Here is a 19,988-nt window from a genome sequence, read left to right as displayed (position 1 = left end):
GCCCCGCACCATGAAGACCGTCAACCACTGGATCGGCGGCACGACCGCCGAGGGCACGGCCGGCGCGTACGGCCCGGTCTACAACCCCGCCACCGGTGCCCAGGACACCCAGGTCGCCCTCGCCTCCGTGGCCGAGGTCGACGCGGCCGTGGCCGCCGCCAAGGAGGCGTTCGCCTCCTGGAAGTCGGTGTCCCTCGCCAAGCGCGGCGCGATCCTGTTCCGGTACCGCGAGCTGCTGGACGCCCACCGCGAGGAGATCGCCGAGCTGATCACCGCCGAGCACGGCAAGGTCCACTCCGACGCGCTCGGCGAGGTGGCCCGCGGCCTGGAGATCGTGGAGCTGGCCTGTGGGATCGCCGAGAAGCTGAAGGGCGAGCTGTCCACCCAGGTCTCCACCGGGGTCGATGTGTTCTCCATCCGCCAGCCGCTCGGCGTGGTCGCGGGCATCACCCCGTTCAACTTCCCGGCGATGGTGCCGCTGTGGATGTTCCCGGTGGCCATCGCCTGCGGTAACACCTTCGTCCTCAAGCCCAGCGAGAAGGACCCCTCGGCCTCCCACCGGCTGGCCGAGCTGGCCACCGAGGCGGGGCTGCCGGACGGCGTGCTCAACGTCGTCAACGGCGACAAGGTGGCCGTCGACCGGCTGCTGGAGCATCCGGACGTCGCGGCGGTCAGCTTCGTGGGCTCGACGCCGATCGCGAAGTACATCCAGGCCAAGGCCGTCGAGCACGGCAAGCGGGTGCAGGCGCTCGGCGGCGCCAAGAACCACATGCTGGTGCTGCCCGACGCCGATCTGGACTTCGCCGCGGACAACGCCATCAACGCCGCCTACGGCTCGGCCGGTGAGCGCTGCATGGCGGTCTCCGTCGTGGTCGCGGTCGGCGACACCGGCGACGAGCTGGTGAAGAAGATCGCCGACCGGGCGGCCCGCTTGCGGATCGGCCCCGGGATGGACCCGGCCTCCGAAATGGGCCCGCTCATCACCAAGGAGCACCGCGACAAGGTCGCCTCCTATGTGCACGGGGCCGCCGCCCAGGGCGCCGAGGTGGTCGTGGACGGCACCGGGTACACCGTCGAGGGCTACGAGAGCGGGTTCTTCATCGGCGTCTCGCTGCTGGACAAGGTCCCGCCGACCGCCGACGCCTACCGCGACGAGATCTTCGGCCCGGTGCTGTGCGTGGTCCGCGCCGAGACCTACGACGAGGCCATCGAGCTGATCAACAGCTCCAAATGGGGCAACGGCACGGCCATCTTCACCCGCGACGGCGGCGCCGCGCGCCGCTTCCAGCTGGAGGTCGAGGCGGGCATGGTCGGCGTCAATGTGCCGATCCCGGTGCCGGTCGGCTACCACTCCTTCGGCGGGTGGAAGGACTCGCTCTTCGGCGACCACCACATCTACGGCAACGACGGGGTGCACTTCTACACCCGCGGCAAGGTCGTCACCACCCGCTGGCCGGAGCCCTCGGAGGAGGTCGGTATCAACCTCGGCTTCCCGAAGAACCACTGAGGCGCCCTGAGCACCACTGAGGCGCCCCTGAGCACCACTGGGACGCCCCGGCTCCCCGCTGTCCGTCCCCTGCCGGGCCCGGGTCCGGCAGGGGACGGGGACAGCGGGCGGCGTGGGGAGTGTCCATGTCCCAGGGACAGTTGAGGCAACCTTTCGGACCGCTGACGGGTCTACCTGTGTGCTCGCCCGAACATGGGGCGAATCAGCGCGAATCATCGGCGCACGACCGTACACAGGGGGATATGTCATGCTTCGTTCGCTTCGTTCCCGCGCCGCGGTGGCCGGCGGCTGCGTGGCCGCGCTCGGCCTCGGACTCGCCCTGGCCGCCGGGGCGCCCGCCTCGGCCACCGACCGGACCGACCCGAACGGCCGCTACACCGCCGAGGAGATCCACCACTTCCTGGAGGGCTTCTACGGCAACCACGGCCCGCGCCCCTGGGAGCGGGAGAACCTGGTCTCCGACCAGCTCAAGGAGCGGATCGCCCAGACGCCCGGCTACGACCTGCTGCTGTGCGCGCAGAACGAACCGGCGGACATCGAGGTCGGCGAGGTGACCACGGCCCAGTCCGCGCGGGTCGGCTGGGCGACCATCACCACCCACTGGGCTCAGGAGCCGCGGACCGCGACCTTCACCGCGTATGTGGACCTCGACGGCAGCCGGCCGCTCCAGCTCCTGGAGGTGGACTGCGCCCCCGGGGACTGATCCCCGCCAGGGGCGGTCCCGGGGGAACCAGACCGGAACGGGTGGTTCAGTTCTCCCCGGACCACCCCGTAGTCTCGCCGTATGACCTGGTCGCACGCGTTGAAGGAGACCGCCCGGACGGGACTCGCGATCGAGCGCACCAGGACCGAACCGCTGGTGGCGGTCCGCGCCGCGGGCGGTGTCGCGCTCGTCGTCACAGTGGCGCTGTGGCTCGGCTCCACGACGCTCGCCGTCTCGGCGGCGTTCGGCGCGTTCTCCGCCGGGATCGCCACCTTCCAGCGCAGTTGGCGTCCCCGTCCCTGGCTGGCGCTGTCCGCCTCGGCCCTCCTCGCGGTGTCCACCTTCCTCGGCTATCTGGCCGCCGCCCACACCCTCAGCTTCGTCCTCATGCTCGCCGTATGGACGCTGCTGACGGGCATGTCATGGGCGGTCGGCCCGGTCTCCGGGCTGGTCTCCACCCAGATGGTGGCCGTCATGCTGATCACGGTCACCCTGCCGACCTCGGTCCTGGGCGCCCTGGGACACGCCTTGCTGATCGGGGTCGGCGGCGTGGTGCAGGCCCTGCTGATCGTGCTCTTCCCGGTGCGGCCCTGGGGTGTGCAGCGCGACGCCCTCGCGGACGCGCTCGCCGCCGTCGCGGACTACGCCCGCCGGCTGCGCCACGACCCGGTGGCGCCGTTCGACCCCAAGCCGCTGATGGAGGCCCGCAGCGCCGCCGCCCTCACACCGCGTCAGGCCCGGCGCCGCCCCCGCCAGCTGCGGGGCTACCGGCTGCTGGCCGAGCGGATCCGCCCGGTGCTCGCCTCGCTCGCCGATCCGGTGGTCGGCGCCCCCGAGGAAGGGCCGGAGCGCGACCGGGTGCGGGAACTGCTGGCCGCCACGGGCACCGTGCTGGACGCCGTGGCCCACGCCATCCGCCACGGCAAACCGGTGCGGGTGCCCTCCGAAGCCATGTCCGTGATGCGGGTGCCGGAGGACGGCGGGCAGCTGACCGGCGCCGCCCGCCGTGCCGCGCTGCGGCTCATCTCGCTGGTGGCGGACGTGGTGGAGGCGTCCGACGAGCCGGTGGAGGAGGTGTCCGCCGAAGGCCGGATGGTCCACCGCTTCCTGCCCCGCCCCGGTATCGCGGGCACCGTGACCGCGGCGCTGCGCGCCGTCCGCCGCGAGGCCCGCTGGTCCTCGCCGGTGCTGCGGCACGCGGTGCGCCTGTGCGCGGTCGCCGTCAGCGGCTATCTGCTGTCCACGGCCCTGCCGCTGGGGCACGCCTACTGGGCGCCGCTGACCTCCACGATGGTCCTGCGGCCGGACTTCGCCCAGACGTACTCCCGTGGTATCGCCCGCTTCCTCGGCACCCTGGCGGGGGTGCTGGTCGGCGGTGGCCTGGTGGCGCTGGTCCACCCCGGCCCCTATCTGAGCACCACGCTGGCCGTGCTGTGCGTGCTGTCGATGTATCTGCTGCTGCGCACCGGTTTCATCGTGACCTCGGCGTGTGTGAGCGCGTATGTCGTCTTCCTGCTCAGCATCCCGGGCGAGGCATGGCAGCAGACCGTCCAGGCGCGGGTGGCGCTGACCCTGCTCGGCGGGGTGCTGGCGATGGCCGCCTACGCGGTTTTCCCCGCCTGGGAGACACCGCGGCTGCGGGACCGGCTCGCCGACTGGCTGGCCGCCAACGGCTCGTTCGCCACCGCCGTCCTCGACGTCTACGCCCGCCCCGCCGACCGCCGCCCCCGTCAGGTGCGGGACGCCCTGCTGGACGCCCGCGCGGCGCGGGCCGCCTGGGAGCAGAGCGAGGCACAGGCCCACCGGGAACCGGTGCGCCACCGCGGACTGTCGCGGCGCGCGGCGCGGGCCGCGCAGACGGCGCTGTCCACGATGGGACGGGTCGTCATGCTGCTGGAGGCGCATCTGCCCGAGCGTGATGTGCCGCCGTCCGCGGCGGCCGAGGACTTCGCCGCGGCACTGCGGCAGGAGATGCCGGAGGCGGTCGAGGCGGTACGCGAACGGCGGCCGCCGCACTGGGCCGCGGTGCACCGGTCGCTGGAGCGGTGGCGGCGGACGGCCGGGGACCCGCCGGGGGTGGCGCTGCGCGGCGCCGAGCAACTCGTGGACGCCCTGGACGATCTGTCGGAGGCGCTCAGCAAGAGCGCCCGGCAGTCGCGCACGCCCCGAGGGCCCAGTCAATGAGGATCCCCGTAAACTTAGGGGTGCCCCCTACATCATCGGTCGTGTTAGTCATGAAGGGGGCAGTGCTGTTCTTGTCCCCCCACGGATTGCTTGATGAGTGAAAGACTTTCCCAACGCATGGGTGCACCGCGAGAAGACAGCGTCTGGATACGACGATTCCATCCGGCGCCGAGCAGTCGCGCCCGGCTGGTCTGTCTGCCGCACGCCGGGGGGTCGGCGCCGTTCTTCTTCCCGATGTCCCAAACGCTTTCCTCGTCCGCCGATGTCCTGTGCGTGCAGTATCCGGGGCGTCAGGACCGGCGGCACGAACCGCTGATCGACAACATCGCGGAGTACGCGGACGCCATCGCGGCGGAGTTGACGCCCTGGCTCGATCTCCCGATTGTCTTCTTCGGGCACAGCATGGGCGCCGTGCTCGCGTTCGAGGTGACCCGCCGTCTGGAGGAGGCCGATGCGGGGTTCTCCGCGCGTGCCCTCTTCGCCTCGGGCCGCCGGGCCCCCTCCCGCTACCGCGACGAGAAGGTGCACCGGCGTGATGACGACGGTGTCGTACGCGAGATGAAGCTGCTCAGCGGCACCGATTCACGCATTCTCGGAAACGAGGAGATCCTGCGCATGGCGATGCCGGCGATCCGCGGTGACTACAAGGCGATCGAGACCTACCGCTCCGCGCCCGACGCCGCCGTCCGCTCGCCGATCACCGTACTGACCGGCGACAACGACCCCAGGACCAGCCTCGATGAGGCCGCGGCATGGCGGTCGCACACCACCGGGGCGTTCGACATCCGGGTGTTCCCGGGCGGCCATTTCTTCCTGGCCGGACACCAAGCGCAGATCATGAGTCTCGTCGCGGAGGCGCTTTCGGGACCGAAACCCTGAGCCGGACCGCTTCAGGAAACCTAGCCGACGCATTGCACAACACCGCGCGCCACGCTCGATGCCCCGGCGGTCCGTCAGGGGCATCGGAGGGCGTCCCTCGGGGGATGAATTCTTTGCCTGCGAACCTCTTCGAGTGCGAGAACCACCTGTCGGCGCTGCGCGACATGCTGCGCGGTGCGACGCAGGGGCGAGGCCGGCTGGCTCTGGTCAGCGGCGCGGTGGCCAGCGGGAAGACCACGCTGCTGAACACCTTCGCCGAACACGCCATCGACCAGGGCGCGCTGCTCCTGGAAGCGGCCGGTTCGCGCGCCGAGAGCGACCTTCCCTTCGGCATTCTCCGCAAGATCTTCGACAACGCCGCGATGCCCGCCGACGTACGGTCCGAAGCGATCGCGCTGCTTGACGGGAACGCACCGGAAAGCACCGCCGCGGGACGTATGCACGTGATGTCCCAGATCACCTCGGTACTGCTGCGCATGGTCGACGATCGCACTCTTGTCGTCCTCGTCGACGATGTGCACTGCGGCGACGGCCAGTCCCTGGAATTCCTGCTCCATCTGGCCCGCCGGGTGCGCCAGGCGAAGGTCCTCATCGTCCTCACCGAATCGCCCCGGCTCCGCCAGGAACAGTTCACCTTCCACGCCGAACTGCTCCGCCAGCCCAACTGCGTCCGCATGCGGCTGCACATGCTCACCGAGGCCGGTGTCGCCGAGGCGCTGTCCGGCTCCCTGTCCGCCACCGTCGCCGCCCGCCTGGCCCCCGAATGCCACCGCGTCTCCGGCGGCAACCCGCTGCTGCTGCGCGCCCTGCTGGAGGACTGGCGGACCGTGGGCGAGCACGGCGAGGCCCAGCAACGGCCCGTGCCCGGTGAGGCGTTCGCCCACGCCGTCCTCGGCTGTCTGCACCGCGGCGAACCCGAGGCGCTGCGGATCGCCCGCGGGATCGCCGTACTCGGCGACGCCCGCTCCCCGCGGCTGCTCGGCCAGCTCCTCGACCTGAGCGTCAACACGGTCCACCAGGGCATCCAGGACCTGCACCAGTGCGGCCTCCTGGAACACAACGCCTTCCGCGACGAGGTGGCCCGTACCGCGGTGCTCGACGCGATCCCCGCGACCGCCCGCTCCACCCTGCACGCCCGCGCGGCCCGGCTGCTGCACACCGACGGCGCCTCCGCGCTCGACGTCGCCCGCCAGCTGGTCTCCGCCCGGCAGGACGCGGAAGCCTGGACCGTCCCCGTGCTGCGCGAGGCCGCCGAGTTCGCCCTGGTCGAGGAGGAGCTGGAGTTCGCGCTCCGCTGCCTCGAATACGCCCACCACGCCTGCGAGCCCGGCCCCGAGCGCACCGCCCTCAAGGCCCGGCTGGTCGGCGTCGCCTGGCGGATCGGCCCGGCCGCCGCCGAAAGCCATCTGCCGGAGCTCATCGAGGGCGCCCGGAAGGGCCGGCTCGCCCCGCGCGACGTCGCCCCGACCACCTCCTACCTCGCTTGGTCGGGACGGCTGGACGCGGCCGCCGACGCCGTCTGTGCGCTGGCCCGCTCGGCCCGCGCCGGCGACGACGACCCCGCGATGACCGCCGCCGTCTCCGCCTCCGCCCAGTGGCTGACGATGCTCAGCCCCCCGCTGCGCGACCGCCTGCCCACCGTCGGCACCGGCAGCCCGGCGGCCACCGGCGCCCCCCGCGACATGGCCGGCCTGGCCTACGCCCACGCCGCGGCCACCATGTCCGCCGCGCTCACCGAGGGCCAGGTCGACCGGGCCGTCATCGAGGCGGAACGGGTCCTCCAGCGCTACCACCTGAGCGACAGCACCCTCCAGCCGCTGGTCGTGGCGCTGCTGGCGCTGGTCCTGGCCGGCCGGCTCGACCTCGCCCTGTCCTGGTGCGAGCGGCTGCTGGGCGAGTGCTCCGCCCGCCGCGTGCCCACCTGGCAGGCGCTGCTGTCCGCCGTACGGGCCGAAATCGCGCTGCGCCAGGGCGATCTCCAGGTCGCCGCGCACCAGGCGCGCACGGCGATGTCGCGGATCTCGGTCCAGGGCTGGGGCGTAGGGCTGGGGCTGCTGCTGTCCACCCTGATCCAGGCCGAGACCGGGATGGGCCACTACGACGAGGCCATGGCGCTGCTCGAACAGCCCCTGCCCGACGAGCTCTTCCAGACCCTCCCCGGGCTGTTCTACCTGCGGGCGAGGGGCCGCTGTCATCTGGCCACCGGCCGTTACCACGCCGCGCTCGGCGACTTCACGGCCGCCGGTGAGCTGATGGACACCTGGCGGATGGACATGCCCCTGCTGTCCCCCTGGCGGCTGGACGCCGCCGAGACCTGGCTGGCCCTCGGCGACCCGGGGCGCGCCCGCGCGCTGGCCGAGGAGCAGCTGCGGCGGGGCCCGGACGACGCCCGGCTGCGCGGCGCCCTGCTGGTCGTCCTGGCCCGCACCGATGAGCTCAAGCGCCGGGTGCCCCGGCTCAAGGAGGCCGTCGAGATCCTGGAGGGCGGCGACGACCGCGTCCAGCTGGCCATCGCCCTCGGCGAACTCGGCCGCGCCTACCGCTCCCTGGGCGACTTCAACCGGGGCCGGGTGTTCGTCCGCAAGGCCTGGCACGTGGCCAAGACCTGCGGCGCCGATCCGCTGTGCCGCGAGCTGATGCCCCGGCACGCGGACAGCGGCGAGTTCGCCGCGGCCGCCGCACAGCCGGGCCAGGGGTCGGAGGCGCAGCGCGATGTGGAGGCCCTGACCGAGGCCGAGGTACGGATCGCGGTACTGGCCGCGCACGGCAACACCAACCGGGAGATCGCCTCCAAGCTGTACGTCACCGTCAGCACCGTGGAGCAGCACCTGACCCGCATCTACCGCAAGCTGAACGTCAAGCGCCGCCGCGACCTGCCCGCGAAGCTCTCCGACAGCAGTCTGACGGGCACGGTGTGAGGGCCTCCCGGCGCTCCTGACCGCACCGCCGAGGTCAGGAGAGCAGGCCCTGCTCCATGGCCTTCAGCACCGCGGCCGTGCGGTCGGAGACGCCGAGCTTCCGATACGAGCGCAGCAGATGCGTCTTGACCGTGGCCTCGCTGACGAACAGCTCCGCGCCGATCTCGGCGTTGGTCAGCCCCCGGCCGACCAGCCGCAGCACCTCCCGCTCACGGTTGGAGAGCGGGGACGGCTCGGCCACCCGGGTGCGGAAGAGCTTGCCCGCGAGCGAGGGGGTGAGCACCGTCTCGCCGCGCGCCGCGGTCTGCACCGCGTCGATCAGCTCCTGACGTGAGCTGCCCTTCAGCAGATAGCCCGCGGCGCCCGCCTCCACCGCCCGCAGGATGTCGGAGTCGTCCTCGTAGGTGGTCACGATGACCACCTTGCAGGCCGGCACCTGCCGCAGGATCTGCCCGGTGGCCTCGACCCCGTCCATGCCGCCCATGCGCAGGTCCAGCAGGGTGATGTCCGGCCGCAGCGCGACCGCCTGGACCACCGCCTCCTCACCGGAACCGGCCTGCCCGACCACCGTGATCCCCTCGGCGGAGTCCAGCATGGCGCTCAGCCCCTCCCGCACCACGGGATGGTCATCGGCCAGCAGGACCCTGATGGGCCCGCCCGACCCGTTCGACGCTCCCTCAGCCATTCGCTGCCTCCCCGGTCAGCGCCGTCACCGGCACGCTCACCTCCACGGTGGTGCCCCGTCCGGGGCCGCTGGTGACGGACGCCACCCCGTCGATCTCCTCCACCCGGGCCTGCATCCCGCGCAGCCCGTAGCCTTCCTGTGTGCCGTCCGGGGTGAACCCCTCGCCGTCGTCGCGGACCAGCAGCCGGACGCCGTCCTGGTCGAAGACCACGATCACATCCACCGTACGGGCCCGCTTGGCGTGCTTGCGCACATTGGCGATGGCCTCCTGCACGGTGCGCAGCAGCACCACGCTGACCGCCATCGGCAGGGCCTTCTCCTCGCCCATCACCGAACACCGCACCTCCAGGCCGGTTTCGGCGATCAGCCCCTCCGCCTGCCGGCGCACCGCCTGCGACAGCGAGCCGCCGCGCAGCGCGGGCGGGGTCAGGGCGGCCACGAAGTCACGGGCCTCGGCGAGCGACTCCTTGGCCACCCGCCCGGCCAGCGACAGATGGTCCACCGCCTGGTCCGGTGCGTCGCGCACCTCCGACTCGGCCGCCTGCACCAGGCTGATGATGCTGGTCAGACTCTGCGCCAGCGTGTCGTGGATCTCCCGGGCCAGCCGCTCGCGCTCGGCGGAGATACCGGCCTCGTGGGAGAGCCGGGCCACCCGCTCCCGGCTCTGCCGCAACTCCTCGATGAGCTGCCCGCGCTCCTTGCTCTGCCGCACCACCCGTTTGATCCACAGCCCCAGCAGTACCGACAGCGCGATGCTCAGCAGCGAGATCGGCACCATCTCCCAGACGCTCAGCCCCAGGTCCTCACCGATGAACACCACCACCAGCACCGGACACAGATTGGCCACCGTGGCCAGCGCCACCGCCCAGCTCATCGGCAGGCTCATGATCAGCATGGGGACGACCGCGAACAGCGCGAAGGTGCCGATCAGGCTGAACACCGTGGTGACACAGAACAGCGCCACCAGGCCCACCGCGAAGACCAGGTTCCGGGGCCCGTAGCTCGCCTCGATCATCAGCCCCCGGCCGACCGCCGCGTACCAGGGCACCATCAGCGTCAGCGCGGCCACCGGGAGGGAGTGGCTGACCTGGGAGCCGCTGGAGAGGAGAAGCAGGACGGCGGTGACCAGATAGGAAACGGCGAAGAAGCCGTCCCAGAGGCCGAACCAGCGGGTGCCGGACTCGGGACCCAGATACGCACCGGTCCTCGAGCCGTCCCCCGGAGAGTGATTGCGCACGGTCTCAGTACTACCACGGGTGTCCACCGTGTCCACCGATCGGTTGACAGCCGGAACCCACCGTTCAGTCGTCTCGCGCCGTACGGCCCGCTTCTACGGTTGACCTTGGTGGGACGCATAGCCGTCACACCGCGAAGCACATCGTCCCCTTGGTTTGGAGAACGTCGCAGATGCCACAGATGAGCCAATTCATGGCCGCACTGATCGCGAGCGGCACCATCCTGACCATCGTCCTGGCGACCGACCTCGGCCGCCGCCGCATCACCACGCTGCGGATGCTGCGCTCGATCATCGCCGTGGCCGTGGTCGTCGCCATCTTCGTCCACTCCTTCCCGACCGTGGGCGACAACGACGTGTCCCTGCAACTCGTGGGCGTCGGCGTCGGTGTCATCTGCGGCCTGATCGCCGGCGTGCTGCTGCCCGCCCACAAGGACGCCACCTCGGGCGAGTTGTACACCATCGGCGGCATCGGCTACGCGCTGGTGTGGATCGTCCTCTCCAGCGCGCGCGTCATCTTCGTCTACGGAGCCGAGCACTGGTACCCCGTGGGCCTGATCAAGTTCTCCATCGACTACGGCATCAGCGGCCAGGACACCTACTCCAACGCCTTCATCTTCATGGCGCTGGCCATGGTGCTGACCCGTACGGCCGTTCTGCTGGCCAAGATGCGCAAGCTGCGGACCCAGGACGACGGCAGCGGCCGGCTGCCCCGGCAGGCCGCCGACCGGGTATCGACCGGAGCCTGATTTCATAGCCCTCCAACCCCGCCGGGGGTACCCGGCATCCCCTCCGAAGGCAGAGCAGGGTGAAGCAGTGGAACGCCATGACAACCTGAGGCTCCGGCCCCCTCGCCACCGGGTCGACCGCCGTGCGATGGGCTGGTGGACTCTCCAGGCGGCACTGTTCGCCCTGCCCCTGCCCCTCACCTTCGGGATCCTGTGGGCCTCCATCCCCCCGACGCGTGAGTTCTTCATGTGGGCCACGCTGATCTCGTGCCTCCCCGGACTGCTCTACATGGCCGTCATGCCGGCCTGGCGTTACCGGGTCCACCGCTGGGAGGCCACCGACGAGGCGGTCTACGCGGCGTCCGGCTGGCTCTGGCAGCAGTGGCGGGTCGTTCCGCTGTCCCGGGTGCAGACGGTGGACACCCTGCGTGGTCCGCTCCAGCAGCTGTTCGGACTCTCCGGTGTCACCGTGGCCACCGCCTCCTCCTCGGGCGCCGTGAAGATCAAGGGCATCGACCACAAGGTCGCCCAGGGTCTGGTCGACTACCTGGCCGCACGCGTCCAGGCGGCCCCCGGAGACGCCACATGACACCTGACACCACGGCGCCGCCCCAGGCGGCCGGCCACGACTGGGGACGGCTGAACAGCCGGCTGCTGCTGGTCAATCTGTCCTTCCTCGGCGCGCCGCTGGCCATGTTCCTCGCCAGCCTCGTCCTCACCGGAGGCAAGACCAACCTCCAAGTCGTCATCACCTTCGCGTCGCTGTTCGTGACCTTCCTGGTCATCAGCGGCATCGGACTGATGCGGCTGTTCACCACCCGCTACCGGCTCACCGAGGACCGCTTCGAGATCCACACCGGTCTGCTCTTCCGCAGCGAGCGCTCGATCCCGGTCGGCCGCATCCGCGGCGTCGACCTCACCGCCAACCCGGTCCACCGCATCTTCGGCCTCACCACGCTGCGGATCGACAGCGGCGAGCAGAGCGATACCGCCGCGCGCCGGCTCGCCCTCGACGGCATCACCAAGGCCGACGCCCTTGAACTGCGCCGCCGGATCATCACCCTGCGCGACGCCGGCCGGTCCCGTGCGGTGGCCGACAACGACGGTGTGATCAGCCGGCTGGACTGGTCCTGGCTGCGCTACGGCCCGCTCACCGTCTGGGGTGTCGGCGGCGTCTTCATCGCCGCGGGCAGTGCGTACCGCACCCTGAACGAGATGAAGATCGACCCGCTCGAACTCGGCATCGTCAAGGACCTCGAGCGCCGCTTCGGCTCCGTTCCGCTGTGGTACGGAATCCTGGTGGCCGTCGTCGTCATCGTCGCCCTCGGCGTGGTCGGCTCCACCGCCACCTTCATCGAGAACTGGGCCGGCTACGAACTGCGCCGTGAGGAGGGCGGACTGCTCCGCATCCGCCGCGGACTGCTGATCACCCGCTCGGTGACCATCGAAGAACGACACCTGCGCGGCCTCGAACTCGTCGAGCCCATTCCGCTGCGCTGGGCCAAGGGCGCCAAACTCAACGCCGTCGCCACCGGCCTGGGGGGCGAGGACGAGAACCGCAGGCGTCGTGCCCTGACCTCTCCCACCCCGCGCGCCGAGGCCCTGCGGGTCGCCGCCGAGGTGCTGCCGGCGGGCTCCGGTCTGATCGCGCGCGAGGGCCTCCTCCCGCACCCCAGGGCCGCCCTGTGGCGCCGGATCAACCGCGCCCTCATGTGGTCGGCCCTGATCGCGGCCGTCCCGGTGGGCCTGGGACTGTGGCTGGGCAGCTGGCTCATCACCACCGGAGTGATCACGGCTGTGGTGCTGGTGCCGCTGCTGGTGGCGTTCGCCATCAACGCCTACCGCACTCTCGGCCATGGGCTCCGCGGCCGCTATCTGGTCACCTCCTCCGGGACGTTCGCGCACCGCACCGTGGCCCTCCAGCGCGACGCCATCATCGGCTGGAAGATTTCCCGCACGCCCTTCCAGCGCCGGGCGGGACTGCTCACCGTCGGCGCCACCACCGCGGCCGGCGAGGGCGCCTACCACGTGCACGATCTGACCGAGGGCCAGGGGATCGCCCTCGCCGAGACCTCGGTACCCGGGCTGCTCGCCCCATTCATCGAGCGGACGCCCGGCCGTGGCTGACCACCCAATGACCAACTGGCGATCCCCCGAGAGGTGGAGGGGCGTACCGAAAGGCCGCCCCTCCACCTCTGAGGACTTAACTGCCGTCGCGGACCTCCCCGCCGCCGCGGTTTCGACTTCTGAATACGCCTTGTTTCTCCGTACTCCTTGTCGCCACCAGAATTCTCATGCACCCTGAGTTAAGCGCGGCCCTTATGAAAGGGTGAGTGCATACGGGACCTCAAAGGGATGATAGGGGTCCATAGGGGGTTTGAAGGGGTATCTCGTCGTCCTGCCCTGTGTAAGGCTGGCCTACGGTCTAGGTGTTATGTCTTGCGAGGTAATGGGGCGCGCGATGGTGAGTGAGTCCGTGGATTTCACGCCCGAGCACACCGAAATTCAGGACGCGAGCTCCGAAGAGGTGTCCCCGTGGCGGGACCGACTCGCCGGACTTCCCGAGGCCGAGCGCGCCGAGGCTCTCGGCGCATGGGTCGGCGAGGTCGTCGCACAGGCCCTCAAGGACAAGGCGCCGGACGTCCTCGACCCCGAACGTCCCTTCCTCGACCTGGGCTTCGACTCCCTCGCCACGGTCGATCTGCACGCCCGGCTGACCGCCGCCACCGGACTGCGGCTGCCGGTCACCCTCGCCTTCGACCACCCCACCCCGGCCGACCTCACCCGCCATCTGCGGGCCGAACTGCTGGGCGCCGACGACGGCGCCGACGCCCTCTCGGCCGATACCGGCACCGGTCCGACAGCCGCCGACGAACCCATCGCGATTATCGGAATGAGCTGCCGTTTCCCCGGTTCGGTGGGCTCTCCCGAAGAACTCTGGGAAATCGTCGCGGACGGAAAGGACGTCATCTCCGAATTCCCGGTGAGCCGGGGCTGGGATCTCGCCGGGCTTTACGACCCCGACCCGGACAAGGCGGGCCGCAGCTATACCCGCGAAGGCGGATTCCTGCACGACGCCGATGAGTTCGATCCGGCGTTCTTCGGAATTTCGCCGCGTGAGGCGCTCGCGATGGATCCGCAGCAGCGGCTGTTGCTGGAGACCTCCTGGGAGGTCTTCGAACGCGCCGGGATCGACCCCACGACCCTCCGGGGCGGCCGGGCCGGTGTGTTCGTCGGCGCCGAGACCCAGGACTACGGACCCCGGCTGCACGAGGCCGAACAGGGCTTCGAGGGCTATCTGGTCACCGGCAACGCGGCCAGCGTCGCCTCCGGCCGCATCGCCTACACCTTCGGCTTCGAAGGCCCCACCGTCACCGTCGACACCGCGTGCTCCTCGTCCCTGGTGGCGCTCCACCTGGCCGTCCAGGCGCTGCGCGCGGGCGAGTGCACCATGGCGCTCGCGGGCGGCGCGGCGGTCATGGCCAACCCCGGCTCGTTCATCGCCTTCAGCCGCCAGCGCGGACTCGCCCCCGACGGCCGCTGCAAGCCGTTCGCCGCCGCCGCCGACGGCACCGCCTGGGGCGAGGGCGTCGGCATGCTGCTCGTCGAACGGCTCTCGGACGCCCGTCGGCACGGCCACCGGGTGCTGGCCGTCGTCCGCGGCACCGCCATCAACCAGGACGGCGCCAGCAACGGCCTGACCGCCCCCAGCGGCCCCGCCCAGCAGCGCGTCATCCGCCAGGCCCTCGCCAACGCCGGACTGTCGGCCGGTGAGGTGGACGCGGTCGAGGCACACGGCACGGGCACCACGCTGGGCGACCCGATCGAGGCACAGGCGCTGCTGGCCACCTACGGCCAGGAGCGGGAGGCGGACCAGCCGCTGTGGCTCGGCTCGCTCAAGTCCAACATCGGCCACACCCAGTCCGCGGCCGGTGTCGGCGGCATCATCAAGATGGTCATGGCGATGCGCCACGGCGTCCTGCCGCGCAGCCTGCACATCGACGAGCCGACCCCGCACGTCGACTGGACCACCGGTGACATCGAACTGCTGACCGAGGCGCGGCCCTGGCCGGAACACGGCCGCCCGCGCCGCGCCGGCGTCTCCTCGTTCGGCATGAGCGGCACCAACGCCCACGCCATCATCGAACAGCCCCCGCTTCCCGCCGAGACACAGGACGGCGCCGAGACACGGGACGGCGCCGGGGAGCAGAACGGCGCCGACGGCCACGGCGGAACCCGGGACGCCGACGGCGAGTCCACCGCCCGGCCCGACGGACAGACCCCCGCCGTACTGCCCTGGACCCTGTCCGCGAAGACCCCCGACGCCCTCCGCGACCAGGCCCGGCGGCTGCACGCGTGGCTGGAGTCGGACCCCGGGCTCGCCCTCACCGACATCGGCCACTCCCTGGCCACCACCCGCGCCACCTTCGAGCAGCGCGCCGTGCTCCTCGCCGGCGACCGGGACGGCTTCCTCGCCGCCCTGCGCACCCTCGCCGACGGCGGCGACAGCCCGTCCGTCGTCCGCGGTGCCCCCGCCGCCGGAAAGCTCGCCCTGCTGTTCACCGGACAGGGCAGCCAGCGCCTCGGCATGGGCCGCGAGCTCTACCACGCCTACCCCGTCTTCGCCGAAGCCCTCGACGACGCCTGCTGGTACCTCGAGGAACAGCTCGAACGCCCGCTCCTCGACGTGCTCTTCGCCGAGGAGGGCACCCCCGAGGCCGCCCTCCTCGACCGCACCGACTACACCCAGCCCGCCCTGTTCGCCGTCGAGGTCGCGCTCTACCGCCTCATCGAGTCCTGGGGACTGCGCCCCGACCTGCTCGCCGGACACTCCATCGGCGAGCTCAGCGCGGCCCACGTGGCCGGTGTGCTGTCCCTCGAGGACGCCGCCGCGCTGGTCGCCGCCCGTGGCCGGCTGATGCAGGAGCTCCCGGCCGGTGGCGCGATGATCGCGGTGCAGGCGTCCGAGGACGAGGTGCTGCCGCTGCTCGCCGGACGTGAGGACCGGATCGGCATCGCCGCCGTCAACGGCCCCGACTCCGTCGTCGTCTCGGGTGACGAGGAGACGGCTCTGGAGATCGCGGCGGGCTTCGAGGCACAGGGCCGCAAGACCAAGCGGCTCACGGTCAGCCACGCGTTCCACTCGCCGCTCATGGACGGCATGCTCGCCGAGTTCCGGCGCGTCGCCCAGGTGCTGGAGTACGCGCCGCCGCGCATCCCCGTGGTCTCCACCGTCACCGGGCGGGTCGCCACCGCCGAGGAACTGTGCTCGCCCGAGTACTGGGTGAGCCATGTCCGCGAGGCGGTCCGCTTCCGCGACGGTGTGCGGACCCTCGCCGACAAGGGCGCCACCACCTTCCTGGAGCTCGGCCCCGACGCCGTGCTCACCGCCATGGCCCAGGACTGTCTGCCCGACGCCGACGGCACCGCGTACGCCCCCGCGCTGCGCGGCGGGCGCCCCGAGGCCGAAACCCTGAGCGCGGCCGTGGCGCTGGCGTACGTCCGGGGCAAGAAGGCCGACTGGGCCGCCCCCTACGCCACCACCGGAGCCCGCACGGTCGACCTGCCCACCTACGCCTTCCAGCGCCAGCGGTACTGGCTCAACGCCCCGGCCCCGGCCGCACCGGCGTCGGAGGCCGCGCCGGGCGGTGCCGTCGACGGGCGGTTCTGGGATGTGGTGGAGCGCGGGGATGTGGCCGCGCTGGCGGCGGAGCTCGCGGTGGATCCGGGGGTTTCGCTGGGTGAGGCGTTGCCGGCGTTGTCGTCGTGGCGGCGGCAGGAGTCGGTGCGTGGGGTGGTGGACGGTTGGCGTTACCGGGTGTCGTGGAAGCCGGTGACGGAGCGGTCGACGGCAGGTGCGCCGGGTGGCTGCTGGGTGGTTGTGGTGCCCGCCGGTGAGGCCGAGGGCGCGTGGTGTGCGGGTGTGGTGCGGACGCTGGCCGGGCGTGGTGTGGACGTGCGCGTGGTCGAGCCGGGTGCTGCGGACCGCGCCGGGGTGGCGGAGGAGCTGCGGACGGCGGTGGACGACACCGCGGTGACGGGTGTGGTGTCGCTTCTCGCGGTGGGCGAGGGTGCGTCGGGACTGTTGCGTACGGCTGTGTTGGTGCAGGCGTTGGGTGATGCGGGTGTGGGTGCGCCGTTGTGGGTGGCGACGCGGGGTGCGGTGTCGGTGGGGCGTTCCGATGGTGTGGTGGTTCCGGGCCAGGCGTTGGTGTGGGGGCTTGGTCGGGTGGCGGCGTTGGAGCTGCCGGAGCGGTGGGGCGGTCTGGTTGATCTGCCGGAGTCGGTGGATGAGCGTGCGCTGGGGCGGCTGGCGGGTGTGCTGGCCGGTGCCGGTGGCGAGGATCAGGTCGCGGTGCGGGCCTCGGGTGTGTTCGGGCGCCGGTTGGTGCGGGCGGTCGGGAGCCGGACGTCGGGCGATGAGGGCTGGCGGGCTTCGGGTTCGGTGCTGGTGACGGGTGGTACGGGTGCGTTGGGTGCTCATGTGGCCCGTTGGCTGGTGGCCAATGGTGCTGAGCATGTGGTGCTGACCAGTCGTCGTGGGCTGGAGGCTCCGGGTGCGGTGGAGCTGCGGGATGAGCTGGTGGCTTCGGGTGCTCGGGTGACCGTTGCCGCGTGTGATGTGGCCGACCGGGACGCGCTCGCGGAGTTGCTGGCCGGGCTTCCGGCGGAGTTCCCGCTGACGGCTGTGGTGCACGCGGCCGGTGTGCTGGACGACGGCGTACTGGATTCGCTCACGCCGGAGCGGTTTGCCTCGGTGCTCCGGGCGAAGGCCGACGCCGCACGTCATTTGGACGAGCTGACGCGTGACCTGGACCTGTCGGCGTTCGTGCTGTTCTCCTCGATCACCGGATCGGTGGGTGCGGCCGGACAGGGTAATTACGCGGCGGCCAATGCTTATCTGGACGCGTTGGCCGAGCGGCGGCGTGCCGAGGGCCTGCCCGCCACCTCGATCGCCTGGGGCCCGTGGGCGGACTCCGGCATGGCCGGTGACGACGCCATGGAGCGGCGGATGCGCCGCGAGGGCATGCCGCCGATGGCGCCCGAGTCGGCGCTGGCCGCGTTGCGGCAGGCGCTGGACCTCGATGACACCGCCGTGACGGTCGCGGACATCGACTGGGAGCACTTCGCCCGCACCCTCACCGCCGTACGCCCGAGCCCGCTGATCGCCGACCTGCCGGAGGCCGGACCGCGCGCCACGGCCGGCGCCGACACCGGCCACGTCGTCACCGACGCCGACGCCGCCTCCCCCCTCGGCGAGCGCCTGAGCGGCCTGCCGAGGGCCGAACAGGACAGTGCGCTCCTGGAGTTGGTGCGTGCGCAGGTCGCGTCGGTGCTGGGGCACGGCGGGGCCGAGGCGGTCGAGGCCGGGCGTGCGTTCAAGGAGCTGGGCTTCGACTCGCTGGCCGCGATCGAGCTGCGCAACCGGCTGAACGCGGCGACCGGCCTGCGCCTGCCGGCGACGCTGATCTACGACTACCCGAACGCCACCGCCCTCGCCGACCACCTGCGGACGGAGCTGGTGGGCTCGGATGCCGTGGTGAGTGGCGGCGCCGTGGCGCCGGCGGTCGCGGTGGCCGATGATCCGATCGCGATCGTGGCGATGAGCTGTCGTTTCCCGGGTGGGGTGCGGTCGCCGGAGGAGTTGTGGGAGCTGTTGACGGCGGGTGGGGACGCGATTGCGGAGTTCCCGTCCGACCGTGGCTGGGATCTGGCGGGGTTGTACGACCCGGATCCGGAGCGTCAGGGGACGTCGTACACGCGTGAGGGTGGTTTCCTCTACGACGCCGGAGACTTCGACGCGGCGTTCTTCGGGATCTCGCCGCGTGAGGCGCTGGCGATGGATCCGCAGCAGCGGTTGCTGCTGGAGACGTCGTGGGAGGCGTTCGAGCGTGCGGGTATCGACCCGGCCACGCTGCGCGGTAGCCGTACCGGTGTCTTCGCGGGCACCAACGGCCAGGACTACGCCGGGCTCGTCTCCACCCCGCCGGAGGGCCTGGAGGGTCATCTGGGCACGGGTAACGCGGCGAGTGTGGTGTCTGGGCGCGTCGCCTACACCTTTGGTCTGGAGGGTCCGGCGGTCACGGTCGACACGGCGTGTTCGTCGTCGCTGGTGGCACTCCACATGGCCGTTCAGGCGCTGCGGCAGGGCGAGTGCACGATGGCGCTCGCGGGTGGCGTCACGGTGATGTCCACACCCGAGGCGTTCGTCGACTTCAGCCGTCAGCGTGGGCTTGCGGCGGATGGGCGGATCAAGGCGTTCGCGGCGGGTGCGGATGGCACCGGTTGGGGCGAGGGCGTCGGCATGCTGCTGGTGGAGCGGCTGTCGGACGCGGAGAAGAACGGCCACCCGGTGCTGGCCATCGTGCGGGGCTCGGCCATCAACCAGGACGGTGCGTCCAATGGTCTGACGGCGCCGAACGGTCCCTCGCAGCAGCGTGTCATTCGGCAGGCGCTGGCCGGTGCGGGGCTGTCGGCCGGTGATGTGGATGTGGTCGAGGCGCACGGTACGGGTACGACGCTGGGTGACCCGATCGAGGCCCAGGCCCTGCTGGCCACGTATGGCCAGGAGCGGGACGCGGACCGGCCGTTGTGGCTGGGGTCGATCAAGTCCAACATCGGGCACACCCAGGCCGCGGCCGGTGTGGCGGGCATCATCAAGATGGTGCTGGCGATGCGGCATGGTGTGCTGCCGCAGACGTTGCATGTGGATGAGCCGTCGCCGCACGTGGACTGGTCGGCGGGGGCCGTCTCGCTGCTGACGGAGCAGGTGGAGTGGCCGGAGACCGGCCGTCCGCGCCGCGCGGGCATCTCCTCGTTCGGGCTCAGCGGCACCAACGCGCACACCATCATCGAACAGGCCCCGGCCCTGCCGGTTGCCCCGGCCGAGCAGCCTGAGCCGCGTGAACTGACCGCACTGCCGTGGCTGCTGTCGGCGAAGGACGGGCAGGCGCTGCACGCCCAGGCCGCACAGCTGGCCACCCATCTGCGCACCCACCCCGAGCTGAGCGCGACCGACCTCGCCTTCTCACTCGCCACCAGCCGCGCCGCGCTGGAGCGGCGCGCCGCCCTCGTCACCACGGACCGCGAGGCGTTCCTCGCGAGCCTGGACGCGCTGGCCCGGGGCGAGGCTGCCCCGGGCGTGGTCGA

At 71.6% G+C, this 19,988-nt stretch carries 11 protein-coding genes (1 of these 11 cut by a window edge); 9 read left to right on the top strand and 2 right to left on the bottom strand.

Features of this window, described 5'->3' with window-relative positions; translation table 11 throughout:
* Positions 1–10: 10 nt before the first annotated feature.
* The 5 genes from N6H00_RS14605 to N6H00_RS14585 all read left to right on the top strand — a co-directional run bounded on the left by N6H00_RS14605 (position 11) and on the right by N6H00_RS14585 (position 8,191).
* Positions 11–1,507, top strand: coding sequence for a CoA-acylating methylmalonate-semialdehyde dehydrogenase (locus tag N6H00_RS14605; RefSeq protein ID WP_268972109.1), 1,497 nt, complete (start codon positions 11–13; stop codon positions 1,505–1,507).
* Positions 1,508–1,754: 247 nt separating this feature from the next.
* Complete coding sequence (locus N6H00_RS14600) at positions 1,755–2,210, top strand: hypothetical protein (protein WP_268972108.1); 456 nt, start codon at positions 1,755–1,757, stop codon at positions 2,208–2,210.
* 81 nt (positions 2,211–2,291) lie between these two features.
* Entirely contained in the window at positions 2,292–4,394 is a 2,103-nt protein-coding gene (locus N6H00_RS14595; RefSeq protein WP_268972107.1) for an FUSC family protein, read from the top strand.
* Between the two features lie 117 nt (positions 4,395–4,511).
* Positions 4,512–5,273, top strand: coding sequence for a thioesterase II family protein (locus N6H00_RS14590; protein ID WP_268972106.1), 762 nt, complete (start codon positions 4,512–4,514; stop codon positions 5,271–5,273).
* Positions 5,274–5,377: 104 nt separating this feature from the next.
* Positions 5,378–8,191, top strand: coding sequence for a helix-turn-helix transcriptional regulator (locus N6H00_RS14585; RefSeq protein ID WP_268972105.1), 2,814 nt, complete (start codon positions 5,378–5,380; stop codon positions 8,189–8,191).
* Between the two features lie 34 nt (positions 8,192–8,225).
* Here the strand turns inward: N6H00_RS14585 and N6H00_RS14580 are convergent, their stop codons facing one another.
* Together N6H00_RS14580 and N6H00_RS14575 are read right to left on the bottom strand one after the other, a co-directional pair.
* On the bottom strand, positions 8,226–8,876 hold the full coding sequence (locus N6H00_RS14580) for a response regulator transcription factor (protein WP_268972104.1): 651 nt from the start codon (positions 8,874–8,876) through the stop codon (positions 8,226–8,228).
* Positions 8,869–10,113 (bottom strand): sensor histidine kinase, encoded by a 1,245-nt coding sequence (locus N6H00_RS14575; RefSeq protein ID WP_268972103.1) that lies wholly within the window; start codon positions 10,111–10,113, stop codon positions 8,869–8,871. Before N6H00_RS14575 ends, N6H00_RS14580 begins: the two co-directional genes overlap by 8 nt.
* Before the next feature lie 191 nt (positions 10,114–10,304).
* On the opposite strand from N6H00_RS14575, the gene N6H00_RS14570 reads away from it, so the two are divergent.
* The 4 genes from N6H00_RS14570 to N6H00_RS14555 all read left to right on the top strand — a co-directional run.
* Positions 10,305–10,859 (top strand): hypothetical protein, encoded by a 555-nt coding sequence (locus N6H00_RS14570; RefSeq protein ID WP_268972102.1) that lies wholly within the window; start codon positions 10,305–10,307, stop codon positions 10,857–10,859.
* 67 nt (positions 10,860–10,926) lie between these two features.
* Positions 10,927–11,427 carry a PH domain-containing protein gene (locus tag N6H00_RS14565; protein WP_268972100.1) on the top strand — a complete coding sequence of 167 codons (501 nt, stop codon included), beginning with the start codon at positions 10,927–10,929 and terminating at the stop codon, positions 11,425–11,427.
* A complete protein-coding gene (locus N6H00_RS14560; protein WP_268972099.1) occupies positions 11,424–12,965 on the top strand; it encodes a PH domain-containing protein in 1,542 nt (513 codons plus the stop codon). The genes N6H00_RS14565 and N6H00_RS14560 overlap by 4 nt, the downstream gene beginning before the upstream one ends.
* Positions 12,966–13,314: 349 nt before the next feature.
* Positions 13,315–19,988, top strand: partial view of a type I polyketide synthase gene (locus N6H00_RS14555; RefSeq protein ID WP_268972097.1) — the beginning only. 22,444 nt of this gene lie beyond the right edge of the window; 6,674 of the gene's 29,118 nt are visible here — the first part of the coding sequence; the start codon lies at positions 13,315–13,317; its stop codon lies off the right edge, out of view.

The organism is Streptomyces sp. S465, assembly GCF_026898115.1.
Taxonomy (GTDB): Bacteria; Actinomycetota; Actinomycetes; order Streptomycetales; family Streptomycetaceae; genus Streptomyces; species Streptomyces luomodiensis.
This window is presented reverse-complemented; position numbering and strand designations above follow the sequence as displayed.

Excerpts from the sequence above, each read along its gene's own strand:
- N6H00_RS14590 (WP_268972106.1), top strand. The coding sequence starts at position 4,512 with ATGGGTGCACCGCGAGAAGACAGCGTCTGGATACGACGATTCCATCCG.
- N6H00_RS14600 (WP_268972108.1), top strand. The coding sequence starts at position 1,755 with ATGCTTCGTTCGCTTCGTTCCCGCGCCGCGGTGGCCGGCGGCTGCGTG.
- N6H00_RS14570 (WP_268972102.1), top strand. The coding sequence starts at position 10,305 with ATGGCCGCACTGATCGCGAGCGGCACCATCCTGACCATCGTCCTGGCG.
- N6H00_RS14595 (WP_268972107.1), top strand. The coding sequence starts at position 2,292 with ATGACCTGGTCGCACGCGTTGAAGGAGACCGCCCGGACGGGACTCGCG.
- N6H00_RS14605 (WP_268972109.1), top strand. The coding sequence starts at position 11 with ATGAAGACCGTCAACCACTGGATCGGCGGCACGACCGCCGAGGGCACG.
- N6H00_RS14560 (WP_268972099.1), top strand. The coding sequence starts at position 11,424 with ATGACACCTGACACCACGGCGCCGCCCCAGGCGGCCGGCCACGACTGG.
- N6H00_RS14585 (WP_268972105.1), top strand. The coding sequence starts at position 5,378 with ATGAATTCTTTGCCTGCGAACCTCTTCGAGTGCGAGAACCACCTGTCG.
- N6H00_RS14580 (WP_268972104.1), bottom strand. The coding sequence starts at position 8,876 with ATGGCTGAGGGAGCGTCGAACGGGTCGGGCGGGCCCATCAGGGTCCTG.